The 14,069-nt window shown below is 54.9% G+C and carries 13 protein-coding genes; 7 read left to right on the top strand and 6 right to left on the bottom strand.

Annotated elements, in window-relative coordinates; genetic code table 11:
* Positions 1-76: 76 nt before the first annotated feature.
* A complete protein-coding gene (gene lpxM / locus BM323_RS04945) occupies positions 77-1,051 on the top strand; it encodes a lauroyl-Kdo(2)-lipid IV(A) myristoyltransferase (protein WP_008110474.1) in 975 nt (324 codons plus the stop codon).
* A 52-nt stretch (positions 1,052-1,103) separates the two neighbouring features.
* On the opposite strand, the gene BM323_RS04940 is transcribed toward lpxM, so the two are convergent.
* From BM323_RS04940 to BM323_RS04930, 3 genes are all read right to left on the bottom strand, one after another.
* A complete protein-coding gene (locus tag BM323_RS04940; RefSeq protein ID WP_008110472.1) occupies positions 1,104-2,336 on the bottom strand; it encodes an MFS transporter in 1,233 nt (410 codons plus the stop codon).
* 86 nt (positions 2,337-2,422) lie between these two features.
* On the bottom strand, positions 2,423-3,865 hold the full coding sequence (gene pyk, locus BM323_RS04935) for a pyruvate kinase (RefSeq protein ID WP_008110470.1): 1,443 nt from the start codon (positions 3,863-3,865) through the stop codon (positions 2,423-2,425).
* A 107-nt stretch (positions 3,866-3,972) separates the two neighbouring features.
* Entirely contained in the window at positions 3,973-4,827 is an 855-nt protein-coding gene (locus BM323_RS04930; protein ID WP_008110468.1) for a MurR/RpiR family transcriptional regulator, read from the bottom strand.
* Positions 4,828-5,199: 372 nt separating this feature from the next.
* On the opposite strand from BM323_RS04930, the gene zwf reads away from it, so the two are divergent.
* Complete coding sequence (gene zwf, locus BM323_RS04925; RefSeq protein WP_036650196.1) at positions 5,200-6,675, top strand: glucose-6-phosphate dehydrogenase; 1,476 nt, start codon at positions 5,200-5,202, stop codon at positions 6,673-6,675.
* A gap of 187 nt (positions 6,676-6,862) precedes the next feature.
* Complete coding sequence (locus BM323_RS04920; protein WP_008110463.1) at positions 6,863-7,504, top strand: bifunctional 4-hydroxy-2-oxoglutarate aldolase/2-dehydro-3-deoxy-phosphogluconate aldolase; 642 nt, start codon at positions 6,863-6,865, stop codon at positions 7,502-7,504.
* Between the two features lie 45 nt (positions 7,505-7,549).
* Here BM323_RS04920 and purT read toward each other — a convergent pair whose 3' ends face one another.
* Positions 7,550-8,728, bottom strand: a complete 1,179-nt coding sequence (gene purT, locus BM323_RS04915) for a formate-dependent phosphoribosylglycinamide formyltransferase (RefSeq protein WP_008110462.1) — start codon at positions 8,726-8,728, stop codon at positions 7,550-7,552.
* A 161-nt stretch (positions 8,729-8,889) separates the two neighbouring features.
* On the opposite strand from purT, the gene BM323_RS04910 reads away from it, so the two are divergent.
* Both BM323_RS04910 and BM323_RS04905 read left to right on the top strand, forming a co-directional pair.
* A complete protein-coding gene (locus BM323_RS04910) occupies positions 8,890-9,531 on the top strand; it encodes a tellurite resistance TerB family protein (RefSeq protein WP_008110461.1) in 642 nt (213 codons plus the stop codon).
* Between the two features lie 139 nt (positions 9,532-9,670).
* Positions 9,671-11,734 (top strand): prolyl oligopeptidase family serine peptidase, encoded by a 2,064-nt coding sequence (locus BM323_RS04905; protein ID WP_008110460.1) that lies wholly within the window; start codon positions 9,671-9,673, stop codon positions 11,732-11,734.
* Here BM323_RS04905 and exoX read toward each other — a convergent pair.
* Together exoX and BM323_RS04895 are read right to left on the bottom strand one after the other, a co-directional pair.
* Positions 11,728-12,396: an exodeoxyribonuclease X gene (gene exoX, locus BM323_RS04900; RefSeq protein WP_008110459.1), complete on the bottom strand. Its 669-nt coding sequence runs from the start codon at positions 12,394-12,396 to the stop codon at positions 11,728-11,730. The two genes, BM323_RS04905 and exoX, sit on opposite strands and share 7 nt — an antisense overlap.
* 3 nt (positions 12,397-12,399) lie before the next feature.
* Positions 12,400-12,630 (bottom strand): DNA polymerase III subunit theta, encoded by a 231-nt coding sequence (locus tag BM323_RS04895; protein WP_008110458.1) that lies wholly within the window; start codon positions 12,628-12,630, stop codon positions 12,400-12,402.
* Between the two features lie 153 nt (positions 12,631-12,783).
* On the opposite strand from BM323_RS04895, the gene copC reads away from it, so the two are divergent.
* Together copC and copD are read left to right on the top strand one after the other, a co-directional pair.
* Positions 12,784-13,161: a copper homeostasis periplasmic binding protein CopC gene (gene copC, locus BM323_RS04890; RefSeq protein ID WP_008110457.1), complete on the top strand. Its 378-nt coding sequence runs from the start codon at positions 12,784-12,786 to the stop codon at positions 13,159-13,161.
* A 3-nt stretch (positions 13,162-13,164) separates the two neighbouring features.
* Complete coding sequence (copD, locus tag BM323_RS04885) at positions 13,165-14,046, top strand: copper homeostasis membrane protein CopD (protein ID WP_008110456.1); 882 nt, start codon at positions 13,165-13,167, stop codon at positions 14,044-14,046.
* Positions 14,047-14,069 lie beyond the last annotated feature (23 nt).

Here is a 14,069-nt window from a genome sequence, read left to right as displayed (position 1 = left end):
TTGCTATCTGGCGCATGAAGATTGCAAAATTAACCATCGTCACTATTATTGACCGGTCATTGTCAGAGGCGAGTGCATGGAAACCCGAAAGAAAAATAACAGTGAGTTTATTCCCGTTTTTCAACGTTCTTTTTTAAAGCCGAAATACTGGGGAAGTTGGTTGGCGATTGGTGCGCTGGCCGGCATGGCATTACTTCCCGCCAAAGTGCGCGATCCGATTCTGGGCGGATTGGGCAAGTTCGCCGGTAAACTGGCGAAAAGTGCGCGCCGCCGTGCGCTGATCAATCTCTATTATTGCCTGCCGGAATTGAGCGAAGCGCAGCGCGAAGAGATTGCTGATCGTATGTTTGCCACCGCACCGCAGGCGATGGCGATGATGGTTGAACTCGGATTACGCAATCCGGAACATGTGCGTAAGCGCGTTGACTGGCACGGCCGGGAAATCATCGAGCAACTGCAGGCGAACAAAGAGAACGTTATTTTCCTTGTGCCGCATGGTTGGGGTGTGGATATTCCGGCGATGCTGCTGGCGTCTGAAGGTCAGATGATGGCGGCGATGTTCCACAATCAAAGCGATCCGTTAATGGATTATTTGTGGAATACCGTGCGACGCCGTTTTGGTGGCCGCATGCATGCGCGTAATGACGGCATTAAGCCGTTTATCGCTTCGGTGCGTCAGGGTTATTACGGCTATTATCTGCCGGACCAGGATCACGGCCCGGAACACAGCGAGTTTGTGGATTTCTTTGCCACTTATAAAGCAACGTTGCCGGCAGTCGGTCGCCTGATGAAAGTGTGCCGCGCACGCGTGGTGCCGCTTTTCCCGGTGTATAACAGCGAAACCCATCGTCTGGAAATCTATGTGCGTCCGCCTATGGATGACTTGCTGGATGCCGATGACAACACGTTGGCACGCCGCATGAATGAAGAAGTAGAAGTGTTTGTGCGCCCACATCCAGAACAGTACACATGGATTTTAAAGCTGCTGAAAACGCGTAAGGAAGGTGACATCGAACCTTACGCGCGCAAAGATCTTTATCCTAAGAAGTAAACGTAGGGTCGCCATTCATGGCGACCAGGTGCGCATCACTGCGCACCTTACATTACACTGCTGCCACATGACTGCGACGCTTACGCTCGCGCAGGAACAGCGTCACCAGCCCAAACCACAATACGCCAGCCACGAAGTTAATCCCGCTAAACCACGGTGTTCCGCCGCTGAAGTAGCCGCTTTTCGCCAGCTCAATCCCGACTGCTAAGGTCAGAATACTGATCATGCCGAGCATCGCCGCCACGCTACCTTTGCCTTCATTACTTGAGTAAAGCGTCAGTCGGTACAGACCGGCATTCACCATGCCCGCGCCAAAAGCGTACAGACTTAAACCGGCGGTCAGTAGCAGATAGGTGTGGCTATCCAGCAAGTTAGCCAGCAGCGAAATGCTCAGACCAATCAGGATTGGCCACGCAGCAAATTTCACTGGCTGCTCAATCGGAACGCGGCCTGCCAGTTTGCCCAGCGTGATATTGCCGGCAATCATCGCCAGGAACACCGGCAACTGCAGCAGCGCATACTGCATGCGCGACAATCCTTCATCGTGCATCAGAATCACTGGCGACAGCGCCACCCAAGTCAGGATCGGGATAAACACCAAACCAATGGCAAAGGATCCGTACATCACCTGACGATCGTGCGCTAAACGCGCATAGCCGCGCGCCAGCGTTGGCAGGGCGATAGAGTGACTGCGGTCGCCAGCCGTTTCCGGCATCACGCGCCACAGCAGGGCAAACGCAATCACGCTGCAAATCGCAAACAGCCAGAACATGCTGCGCCATTCGCCAACGGTAAGCCATGCCGCACCGGCCAGCGGGCCCGCTAACGGTGCCAGCAGCGCGACATTGGCCATCAGCGCCATCATGCGCACCGCCAGCGCTTCGTCAAAGGCTTCCTGCACCGCCGCATAGCTGACTGCGCCAATAAAGCACAGGCTAATGCCCTGCACAAATCGCAGCGCGACAAACTCTTCAATACTGCTGACCCACGTGGTCAGAATACAGGCGGCGGCAAAGAACAGAATGCCAAACAGCAACACTGGACGGCGGCCATATTTGTCCGAAAGCGGACCAAGCAGCCATTGCAGCACCACGCCGCCCATCAGATACGCGGTTAATGAGGTGGATACCCATTCCGGGCCGACACTGAATTCAGACGTTACCAGCAGCATGCCGGGCTGGATCATGTCATGCGCGATATAGGTGGCGAACTCAAATAGCACCAGCGCGAGTGGAAACAGGAGCACGCGCCCGGTGAGTTGAGTAATAGGTTGATAGCGGGCCATCTGGCCTCCTTGTCAAAAAAATAAAAACGCGACTGCCAGGCAGTCGCGTTTGTCCATGTTGTTACAGCCGCTGTCGGTGTTGCGTATTAATCTACGCGCAGTACACGGCTGGTATTGGTGGTGCCAGTGGTCGACATCACGTCACCCTGGGTAACAATCACCAGATCGCCTGAAACCAGGAAACCTTTTTCGCGCAGCAGGTTAACTGCATCGTGCGCGGCGGCAACACCATCATTATTGCTGTCGAAGAACACCGGTGTAACACCACGGTACAGCGCGGTCAGGTTCAGGGTACGTTCATGACGTGACATGGCGAAGATCGGCAAACCGGAAGTGATACGTGAAGTCATCAGCGCGGTGCGGCCCGATTCGGTCATGGTGATGATGGCCGAAACCCCTTGCAGATGGTTGGCAGCATACATCGCCGACATGGCAATCGCTTCTTCCACGTTATCGAACTGCACTTCCAGGCGGTGCTTAGAAACGTTAACGCTCGGGATTTTCTCTGCGCCGAGGCAAACTTTCGCCATCGCTGATACTGTTTCAGCCGGATACTGGCCTGCAGCCGTTTCCGCCGACAGCATCACCGCATCGGTACCATCCAGCACGGCGTTTGCCACGTCCATGACTTCGGCACGCGTTGGCATTGGATTGGTGATCATCGATTCCATCATCTGCGTTGCAGTGATGATGGTGCGGTTCAGCTGACGCGCGCGACGGATCAACGCTTTCTGAATACCCACCAGCTCTGGATCGCCAATTTCTACCCCCAAATCGCCCCGCGCAACCATCACCACGTCAGAGGCGAGGATGATGTCATCCATCGCTTCCTGTGAGGCAACGGCTTCAGCACGTTCCACTTTCGCCACCAGTTTGGCATCGCAGCCGGCGTCGCGCGCCAGACGGCGTGCGTAATTCATATCTTCGCCGTTACGTGGGAAGGAGACGGCCAGATAATCCACGCCAATTTTCGCGGCGGTAACGATATCAACCTTGTCTTTTTCGGTCAGCGCGTCGGCAGAGAGGCCGCCACCAAGTTTGTTGATGCCTTTATTGTTGGAGAGCGGGCCACCGACGGTAACTTCGGTGAACACTTTTACGCCCTGAACTTCCAACACTTTCAGCTGTACGCGACCGTCGTCCAGCAGCAGGATATCGCCTGGCACCACATCTTCTGGCAGGCCTTTGTAATCGATACCGACTTTTTCTTTGTCGCCTTCGCCTTTACTTAAGTCGGCATCCAGCAGGAAACGATCGCCGACGTTAAGGAACACTTTGCCTTCTTTGAAGGTTGAGACGCGAATTTTTGGACCTTGCAGGTCGCCAAGGATCGCCACATGACGTCCCAGTTTCGCCGCGATTTCACGGACTTTGTTGGCGCGCTGCTGATGATCTTCCGGTGTGCCGTGGGAGAAGTTGAGTCGTACAACGTTAGCACCCGCCGCGATGATTTTTTCGAGGTTGTTGTCGCGATCGGTGGCTGGACCGAGGGTTGTAACGATCTTGGTTCTTCTGAGACGTCTGGACATGAAGGACTCCGTTAGCAAAGTATCGTGTCGCTCTCAAGTGACACGTAGTGTTCATCTATTCTATATGATCGATGGGCTGTGATTCGACTCACATTGTGAATGTGATGTTAATTATTTTCCTGCGCCTGTTTCTCCAGGCGTGAATCTTTCAGCGCTTCTTTCACCCGTTTCAAATTTTCACGGAAAGCGGCGCCGCGCTCAAGGGTAAACCCTGTCGCCAGAACATCAATCACGGTTAATTGTGCGAGGCGGGAAACCATTGGCAGGTAGATATCGGTATCTTCGGGCACGTCGAGCGTCAAAGCCAGTGTGGCTTCGGCCGCCAGTGGGGAACCCGGAGAAGTGATAGCCAGCACAGTGGAAGCGTTTACACGCGCCAGGCGAGCCAGTTCTACCATATTTTTGGTGCGACCAGTATGTGAGATGAGAACAAACACATCATTTGGACCACTATTTATGCAACTCATGCGCTGGATCACAATATCCTCTGACCAGATGACCGGCAGATTAAAACGCAAAAATTTATTGGTGGCGTCGTGTGCAACCACGGCAGAGGCACCAAGGCCAAAGAAGGCAATTTTATGGGCGTTTGACAATGCCTGAACGGCCTGGCGAATAATCTGAGAATCGAGTTGCTGGCGGACGCGGCTGAGGCCGGCTAACGCGGAATCAAAAATTTTGTGGCTATAACTTTCCACACTGTCATTTTCTTCCACATCGCGGCTCACCCAGTTCGGGCTTTTCACCAGGCTCTGCGCGAGCTGCAATTTAAAGTCAGGAAAGCCGCGCGTGCCCATACGATGGCAGAAGCGATTCACCGTCGGTTCGCTGACGTCAGCGGCGCGTGCCAGCGTGGCGATGCTGGAGTGCATCGCCTGCTGCGGCGCAGCGAGAATTTGTTCTGCGACTTTACGTTCGGATTTACTTAACGCATCGAGTTGCGCCTGAATTTGTTCCAGCATGGTTTAACCTAATGAGCGTCAATCACTTTTCCGCGTTCATCAATCAATGAAATCGCTGCCAATTCCCAAGAATATACCGTGTAATAGCACCTCGCACGCAGCGGAGGACAAATGTAAACGCGAATTTTTTGCGATACTTTGATCGCTGACGTGTTTTGCCACGACAAATATCGAAACAGAAAATGTGCTCAAATGGCACGCTACAACACACTTAACACCTTTATTACGTTCACAGTTAACGCCAGCAAAACGCGGTGTTCGGGTTGTCCTGGACCGGCGAAAAACGTACATTGTGCTGTAAGAAAATTACAATAAGGACCCGGCGTGATGAGAACGCTCAAGCCGGGTATATCCTGCAACGAGGAGAGGAAAATGGCGGTTACACAAACAGCCCAGGCATGCGATCTGGTGATTTTCGGTGCCAAAGGCGATTTAGCGCGCCGTAAACTGTTGCCATCACTGTATCAGCTGGAAAAAGCCGGTCAGATTCATGAAACCACTCGCATTATTGGCGTGGGTCGCGCGGATTGGGACAAAGCCGCGTACACCAAAGTGGTACGTGAAGCGCTGGAAACCTTCATGAAAGAGAAGATCGATGAAGCGCTGTGGGACACTCTCAGCAGCCGTCTCGACTTCTGTAACCTCGACGTAAATGACACCTCGCATTTCACCAAACTGGGCAAAATGCTTGACCAGAAAAACCGCGTCACCATCAACTACTTCGCCATGCCGCCAAGCACCTTCGGCGCGATCTGTGACGGTTTAGGCGCCGCCAAGCTGAACGCCAAACCGGCGCGCGTGGTGATGGAAAAGCCGCTCGGCACCTCATTGGAAACCTCGCAAGAGATCAATGACAGCGTTGGCAAATACTTCGAAGAAGGTCAGGTGTTCCGTATTGACCACTATCTGGGTAAAGAAACGGTGCTCAACCTGCTGGCGCTGCGTTTTGCCAACTCCATCTTCGTCAACAACTGGGACAACCGCACCATCGATCACGTGCAGATCACCGTGGCGGAAGAGGTCGGTATCGAAGGCCGTTGGGGTTACTTCGACAAAGCTGGCCAGATGCGTGACATGATTCAGAACCACCTGTTGCAGATCCTCACCATGATTGCCATGTCGCCGCCATCCGATCTGAGCGCGGATGCGATTCGTGATGAGAAGGTGAAAGTGCTGCGCTCACTGCGCCGTATTGATCAAACCAACGTGCGTGAGAAAACCGTGCGTGGTCAGTACACCGCTGGCTTTGTGCAGGGCAAGAAAGTGCCAGGCTACCTGGAAGAAGAGGGCGCGAACAAGCAGAGCGCCACTGAAAGCTTCGTCGCTATCCGCGTGGATATCGACAACTGGCGTTGGGCTGGCGTGCCGTTCTATCTGCGTACCGGCAAGCGCTTGCCAACCAAATGCTCTGAAGTGGTGGTGTACTTCAAGAATCCTGAGATGAACCTGTTCAAAGATTCTTACGCTGAACTGCCGCAGAACAAGCTGACCATTCGTCTGCAGCCAGACGAAGGCGTGGATATCGAAATCCTCAACAAAGTGCCGGGACTCGACCACAAGCATAAACTGCAGACCACCAAGCTGGATCTGAGCTACTCCGAAACCTTCAATCAGTCGCATCTGGCCGATGCTTACGAGCGTCTGCTGCTGGAAACCATGCGCGGTATTCAGGCGCTGTTTGTGCGCCGTGATGAAGTTGAAGCTGCATGGGGCTGGGTGGATTCCATCATCGATGCCTGGAATGCCGATGCCGAAGCACCGAAGCCGTATCAGGCGGGAACGTGGGGACCGGTTGCCTCAGTCGCGATGATTACCCGCGATGGCCGTTCCTGGAACGAGTTCGAATAAAGACCTAAAGCTGAGCCCGCCAATGCGCGGGCTTTTTTTTCGGCCAAAATTCATTTTTCTTAAAAGTGAACCTGAGTTTCAAAAAATTTTGATATCCGATGGACGCCGCTCCAGCCGATCTTGTATGGTAGAGCCCAATTATTGACAGCGTGGTTAAACGCCGGGCTGATGCAACTAAGGAAACGTGATGAAGAACTGGAAAACAAGTGCTGAACAGATCCTGAAAACTGGCCCGGTCGTGCCGGTCATCGTGGTGAACAAGCTGGAACACGCGGTGCCGATGGCGAAAGCGCTGGTAGCGGGCGGTGTGCGTGTGCTGGAAGTCACGCTGCGTACCCCGGTGGCGATGGACGCGCTGCGCGCCATGATTAAAGAAGTACCGGAAGCGATTGTTGGTGCGGGCACGGTTATCAACACCCAACAATTGAAAGAAGTCACTGACGCCGGTGCGCAGTTTGTTATCAGCCCAGGATTGACGGAATCGCTGCTTAAGGCTGCGGTTGAAGGTCCGGTGCCATTGATTCCAGGTATCAGCACAGTTTCAGAACTGATGACCGGCATGGATTACGGCCTGCGTGAGTTCAAATTCTTCCCGGCAGAAGCCAATGGTGGCGTGAAAGCATTATCGGCGATTGGCGGTCCGTTCCCGCAGGTGCGTTTCTGCCCAACCGGCGGCATCTCGCCAGCCAACTATCGTGATTATCTGGCGCTGAAAAGCGTGCTGTGTATTGGCGGTTCGTGGCTGGTACCAAATGATGCGCTGGAAAGCGGTGACTGGGATCGTATTACGCGTCTGGCGCGTGAAGCGGTTGAAGGGGCACGCGCGTAGCGTCTTGCGTAGGGTCGCCATTCATGGCGACCTCTCAACTTACATTTAACCTTCCACTTTCACCGCTGCTGCACTGGCAACGGCGCGCGCGATAGCTTCATCGGTGTTTTCACCGATCGCCAAAGCCACACCCAAACGGCGCTGACCGACGATTTCCGGTTTACCAAACAGGCGCAGCTGCAACCCGGATCCCAGCGCGGCTTCGATATTCCCGAATTGCACGTTCTGGCTGTTCAGCTCAGGCAGAATCACTGCCGACGCTGCAGGACCGTATTGACGGATACCGCCAATTGGCAGACCGAGGAAGGCGCGCACATGCAGCGCAAACTCGGACAGATCTTGCGAAATCAGCGTTACCATGCCGGTATCGTGCGGACGCGGTGATACTTCGCTGAACACCACTTCATCACCACAGACGAATAGCTCCACGCCAAACAGGCCGTATCCTCCGAGCGCTTTCACCACGTTAGCGGCGATATCTTGCGCGCGTTGCAGCGCCAGTTCACTCATCTGCTGCGGCTGCCATGATTCACGGTAATCGCCATCTTCCTGACGATGACCAATCGGCGCGCAGAAGTGGATGCCATCCACCGCGCTAATGGTCAGCAGGGTGATTTCGAAATCAAACTTCACCACGCCTTCAACGATCACGCGGCCCGCACCGGCACGTCCGCCTTGCTGCGCATAATCCCAGGCTTTCTCCAGCTGGCTGGCTTCGCGGATAAAGCTCTGGCCTTTACCGGATGAGCTCATCACCGGCTTAACGATGCACGGGAATCCAATCGCCTCAGCGGCGGCCACAAAATTCTCTTTGCTGTCAGCAAATTGGTAAGTCGAGGTCGGTAACGACAACTCTTCCGCTGCCAGACGACGAATGCCTTCGCGGTTCATGGTCAGACGCGCGGCGCGTGCGGTCGGCACCACTTTCTGACCTTGCGCTTCCAGCTCCAGCAGTTTTTCGGTGGCGATGGCTTCAATTTCTGGCACCACGAAGTGCGGCTTTTCCTGGGCAATCAGTGCGGCCAGCGCGTCGCCGTCTAGCATGTTGATCACATAGCTGCGATGCGCCACATGCATCGCCGGCGCATCGGCATAACGATCCACCGCGATCACTTCCACACCCAGACGCTGGCACTCAAGTGCCACTTCTTTGCCTAATTCGCCTGAACCTAACAGCATGACACGCGTAGCGGCAGGGCGCAGCGCGGTTCCGAGAGTCGTCATAATTTCACCTTAGCAGTCAAAATGCGCGCGCAGTATAAACGAAAACGTTTGCGTACTCACGCTTTCGCCACGATCAGGTTTGCCTTACTTTTCCCGCTCTGACGTTAACTGACACAGCCTGCGGCAGCATGGAGAACGGAAAATTAAACGGGAGTTAAACGATGAGTAATTGGCTACAGCAAATTCAATCGGTGCTGGCGAAGAAGGGCGGTGGCGGAAAGTCGGGCGGCTTAAGTGACATGCTGGCACCCGGCGCATTAGGCGGGCTGGCGGGATTGCTGGTGGGCAGTAAATCCACGCGTAAGTTGCTGACCAAATATGGCGGCAAAGCCTTGTTGTTGGGCGGCGGCGCGGCGGCGGGCGCGCTGCTGTGGAACAAATACAAACAGCGCATACGTGAAACCCATCAGGACGATGCGGGTTTCGGCCAGTTGCAAACGCCGATGGATCAACGCGCAGAGCGTTTAGTCACGGCGCTGGTGTTCGCGGCTAAAAGTGACGGTCATATTGACGATCAGGAGCGCGCAGCGATTGAGCAAAACATCCAGCAGGCGGGCTACGGCGCTCAAGCTGAAGCGCTGATTCAGCAGGCGATGAATCGCCCGCTCGATCCCAACTGGCTGGCCGCCGATGTTAAAAACGAAGAAGAGGCGCTGGAGCTCTATTTCCTCAGCTGTGCCGCCATTGATGTCGACCACTTTATGGAGCGCAGTTATCTCTCCGCGCTCGGCGATGCGCTGAAAATTCCCCAGGATGTGCGCGACGGTATTCAACGCGATATCGATGCGGAAAAAGCCGCGTAATCCATTACGAAGGTTGCATCCGCAGCCTTCGTTTTCCCTGTCTGGCTTGCTCTGCGCAAAGTGATGCTGCGTGCAGCTTGGCATCGAACGCGATTAGTGCCACGCTTGCTGAATGTTGTCCTTCAGGGAGAAGAGCCTAATGAATCAGCCACACGCGAAAAAAATTCCCCATGCCATGAATCTGCACGGTGAAACGCGCATCGATAATTATCACTGGTTACGTGATGACGACCGCGAGAATCCAGAAGTGCTGGCCCATCTGCACGCCGAAAATGATTATGGACGCGCCATGATGGCGTCGCAGAATCCGCTGCAGGAACGAGTGTTGAAAGAGATTGTTGACCGTATTCCGCCGCAGGATCACTCGGTGCCCTACGTGAAAAACGGCTATCGCTATCAAAGCCGCTATGAAGTGGGCAACGAATATCCCGCCTATTTCCGCCAGCCGCTAGACGCGCCGGCGGAGGAGCCGTGGCAGCTGCTGCTTGATGGTAACCAGCGAGCCGCGCACAGTGATTTTTACACTATGGGTGCGCTGGCGATTACGCCGGACAATCAGGTGATGGCCTTAGCGGAAGACTTCCTGTCACGCCGTCAATACGGCATTCGCTTCCGTAATTTACAGAGCGGCAGCTGGTATCCGGAAGTGCTGACCAATGCGTCATCCAGCGTGGCCTGGGCCAATGATTCCCGCACGCTCTACTACGTGCGTAAGCATCCGAAAACGCTGCTGGCGTATCAGGTGTGGCGCCATGAGCTGGGACATCCGCAATCTGACGATCAGTTGGTGTATGAAGAGAAGGATGATTCCTTCCACCTGAGCGTGCACAAAACCACCTCCGAGCACTTCATTCTGATTGCGCTATACAGCACCAACACCAGCGAGATTCTGCTGATCGATGCCGAGTATCCAGATGCACAGCCGCAAACGTTTTGTCCGCGTCGCCGCGACCATGAATACAGCATCGATCACTACAATCATCAGTTCTACATTCGCTCGAATCGCGACGGCAAAAACTTCGGCCTCTTTCGCAGCGCGTGGCTGGCGGAAGCGCGCTGGCAATCGCTGATCCCGGCACGTGACAACGTGGTGCTGGAGGATTTCCAGCTGTTCCGCCATTGGCTGGTGGTGGAAGAGCGTCAGCACGGCGTGAACACCTTACGGCAGATTAACTGGGAGAGCGGCGAAAGCTTTGGTATCGCCTTCGACGATCCGGCCTATGTTACCTGGCTGGCTTACAACCCTTCGCCGGAAAGCGACACTTTGCGCTATGGCTACTCCTCCATGACCACGCCAACCACCTTGTTTGAACTGAATATGGAAACCGGCGATCGTCGCGTGCTAAAGCGCACGCCGGTGCCGGGCTTCAAATCCGAGGATTATAAAAGCGAGCATCTGTGGATCACCGTGCGCGATGGGACGGAAGTACCGGTTTCGCTGGTCTATCACCGCAAGCATTTCCAGCGCGGTAACAATCCGTTGCTGGTATATGGTTACGGCGCTTACGGCAGCAGCATGGATGCCAGCTTTGGCACCAGCCGCATCAGCTTGCTGGAACGCGGCTTCGTCTACGCCATTATTCATGTGCGCGGCGGCGGCGAACTCGGCCAGCAATGGTATGACGGTGGCCGGCTGAAGAATAAAATCAACAGCTTCACTGATTTTATTGATGTCACCGAAGCGCTGGTGGCGAAAGGGTATGGCAATCGTCAGCAGCTCTACGCGATGGGCGGCAGCGCCGGAGGATTACTGATGGGCGGAGTGGTGAACATGGCACCAGATCTGTTCCACGGCGTGGTGGCGCAGGTTCCATTTGTGGATGTGGTCACTACGATGCTCGATCCGTCGATTCCGCTGACCACCGGCGAATACGATGAGTGGGGCAATCCTGAACAGGCGGAGTTTTATCACCTCATCCGCCAATACAGCCCGTATGACAACATCGAAGCCAAAGCCTATCCGCATTTACTGGTTACCACCGGCCTGCACGATTCACAGGTGCAGTATTGGGAACCGGCCAAATGGGTGGCGAAACTGCGTGAGCTGAAAACCAACGATTCGCTGCTGTTACTCTGCACTGAGATGGATTCTGGTCACGGCGGCAAATCGGGTCGTTTCAAAGCGTACGAAGGTGTGGCGCAGGAGTTCACCTTTCTGATCGGTCTGGCGCAGGGCAGCTTGCCAGACCGCGTCGATTACTGATCGCTCTTCACGTACTTGCGCAGCGCCTGCCGTAACGGTGGGCGCAAATCGCGCACATTTTCCAGCACCCAACGCAGATAGCCGGGATCCTTACGCGCGATGCTGCCAATGCTCTGACCGCGATATTTGCCGAACGGGAACACATCGCCGCTCACCGGCGCGGGCTGGCATAAATTAGCCATCTGCTCGGCGTTCCAGCCGGAGGTTTCCATAATGCGGATCAGCAGCGCAGCGGTGACGTAGCAGTCATACAATGCGCGGTGCGCATGCAATTCAGCAGGCGGCGTGACATCCAGCTTCAGGCTGTGGCGCAGCGCCTGATTGCCGTATTTAATGCCTGGCCACAGTTGACGCGCCAGCGTCATGGTGCAGATCCATTCGCCTGGCATCGTAGGCAACATGCGGCGATCAAAGCTGGCGTTGTGTGCCACATAATGCGGGCTGCCATGATAGCGGCCAATCGCTTCTTCAATGGTGGGTTTGCCCACTACCATCGCTTCGGTAATGCGATGTACCGCCATTGCCTGACGACTGATGGGGCGATCCGGGCAGATTAAGTCGCTCATCGGATTAACAATCTGACCATCAATGACATCCACCGACGCCACTTCCACCACGCCGCCCTGCAGGCCGCAGGTTTCGGTATCAATAACACGTAACATAAATTACTTCTGCTTAGGTTCGTAGGGCAGGCGCGACAGGCTAAGCGAAGCCTGGCGATAGTTCATTAAGCGCTGACGAAACCAGTCACGCAGCGCTTCGGGTTGCTCGCGTTCCACCATTTCGGCAATCACCGGCATATTGTAGCGCTCTTTAAATGCAACGCCTGCGGCGGCCAGATCGACATTCACTTTGTCTTTCTCTTCCTGCGAGAGCAGGGCAAGGTTTTGGCTCATGCTTTTCTCCTGATAAACAGGGGCAAAAGTAATGGTTTCGGACCCTGGGATCAAGTGGATTGGATCGCACCGCAAGTCTCGACACCTGCGGATCGGCGGCGTATCCTGCTGCCACGTTTACGGTGGTTTGCCGTATTTAAAAGGGAAGAAGTCATGAAGAAAACTGCGTTCAACTCGTTCGTCGCGCTACTTCTGGCGTCATCAACGCTGGCCTTCAGCCAGTTTGCCATGGCGCATGCTCACCTGAAAACACCGGTTCCAGCCGATAAAGCGGTGGTGGAAACGTCCCCGCAGAATTTAACGCTGACCTTTACCGAAGATGTTGAAGCGGCGTTCAGTGGCGTGGATGTGCTTAATTCTCAACATCAGCCGGTGGCGGTCGGAAAAGCCGAACTCAACGATAAACAACATGATCAGTTGATTGTGCCGATCAGCCAGCCGCTGCCAGCGGGCAATTATCAGGTTAACTGGCATGTGCTGTCCGTTGATGGGCATAAAACCAAAGGCAGCTACAGCTTCAGCGTGAAGTGATTGATGAGTTTGAGCACGTTGTGGATTGGCCTACGAGCGCTGCATTTTTTGTCGGTGCTGCTGCTCGCCGGTAGCGCCTTCTATACCGCGCTGCTGGCGCCGCGCCGCTATCGTCCGCTGTTATCACAACGTTTAGGTTTAATTTTACGTACCAGCGCGCTGCTGAGTTTGTTCAGCGCGCTGTTGATGCTGGCAACACAAACCGGCTTGATGAGCGGCGACTGGCGAAATGTCAGTGACAGCGCAACCTGGCAAGCGGTGCTTAGCACACGCTTCGGTCAGGTTTGGCGCTGGGAAATTGCTTTCGCACTGCTGAGCACGTTGGCGCTGCTGCTGCGTGGCACACTGCGGCAAAATCTGCTGCTATGCAGCGGCCTCTTGCAGCTGATGGCTTTAGCCGGCGTAGGGCATGCCGCGATGCGCGATGGCTGGCCTGGATTGCTGCAGCAAGGCAATCATGCACTGCATTTAATTGCGGCTGCATTCTGGGCGGGTGGATTATTGCCGCTATTAGTGCTGATGCGTGAAGCGCGGCAGATTGCCTTTCGCACCGATGCGATCCGCTGCATGATGCGCTTCTCGCGTTACGGACATCTCGCGGTAGCGCTAGCGCTGCTGACGGGCACGATTAATAGCCTGCTGATTGCCGGTTCACCGCTGAATTGGCAAGCCACGCTGTGGAGCGAGCTGCTGGTGGTGAAAGTGCTGCTGGTCATGCTGATGATCGCTATCGCGTTAACCAATCGTTATCTGCTGGTGCCGCGTTTTCGCCTGGCGGCCAGCAATACAGCGCATCTGTTTATTCGCCTGACGCAGCTTGAGCTGCTGCTGGCCGTTATTGTTATTGGGTTGGTGAGCGTGTTTGCCACGCTGTCACCGGCCTGAATGTGTCATTAAAGAAGATGAAA

This window comes from Pantoea sp. YR525, from assembly GCF_900116775.1.
GTDB lineage: Bacteria > Pseudomonadota > Gammaproteobacteria > Enterobacterales > Enterobacteriaceae > Pantoea > Pantoea symbiotica.
This window is presented reverse-complemented; position numbering and strand designations above follow the sequence as displayed.

Coding starts and splice junctions, on each gene's coding strand:
- copC (WP_008110457.1), top strand. CDS start 12,784: ATGAAGAAAACTGCGTTCAACTCGTTCGTCGCGCTACTTCTGGCGTCA.
- BM323_RS04905 (WP_008110460.1), top strand. CDS start 9,671: ATGAATCAGCCACACGCGAAAAAAATTCCCCATGCCATGAATCTGCAC.
- copD (WP_008110456.1), top strand. CDS start 13,165: ATGAGTTTGAGCACGTTGTGGATTGGCCTACGAGCGCTGCATTTTTTG.
- BM323_RS04940 (WP_008110472.1), bottom strand. CDS start 2,336: ATGGCCCGCTATCAACCTATTACTCAACTCACCGGGCGCGTGCTCCTG.
- exoX (WP_008110459.1), bottom strand. CDS start 12,396: ATGTTACGTGTTATTGATACCGAAACCTGCGGCCTGCAGGGCGGCGTG.
- BM323_RS04910 (WP_008110461.1), top strand. CDS start 8,890: ATGAGTAATTGGCTACAGCAAATTCAATCGGTGCTGGCGAAGAAGGGC.
- zwf (WP_036650196.1), top strand. CDS start 5,200: ATGGCGGTTACACAAACAGCCCAGGCATGCGATCTGGTGATTTTCGGT.
- purT (WP_008110462.1), bottom strand. CDS start 8,728: ATGACGACTCTCGGAACCGCGCTGCGCCCTGCCGCTACGCGTGTCATG.
- BM323_RS04930 (WP_008110468.1), bottom strand. CDS start 4,827: ATGCTGGAACAAATTCAGGCGCAACTCGATGCGTTAAGTAAATCCGAA.
- BM323_RS04920 (WP_008110463.1), top strand. CDS start 6,863: ATGAAGAACTGGAAAACAAGTGCTGAACAGATCCTGAAAACTGGCCCG.
- pyk (WP_008110470.1), bottom strand. CDS start 3,865: ATGTCCAGACGTCTCAGAAGAACCAAGATCGTTACAACCCTCGGTCCA.
- BM323_RS04895 (WP_008110458.1), bottom strand. CDS start 12,630: ATGAGCCAAAACCTTGCCCTGCTCTCGCAGGAAGAGAAAGACAAAGTG.
- lpxM (WP_008110474.1), top strand. CDS start 77: ATGGAAACCCGAAAGAAAAATAACAGTGAGTTTATTCCCGTTTTTCAA.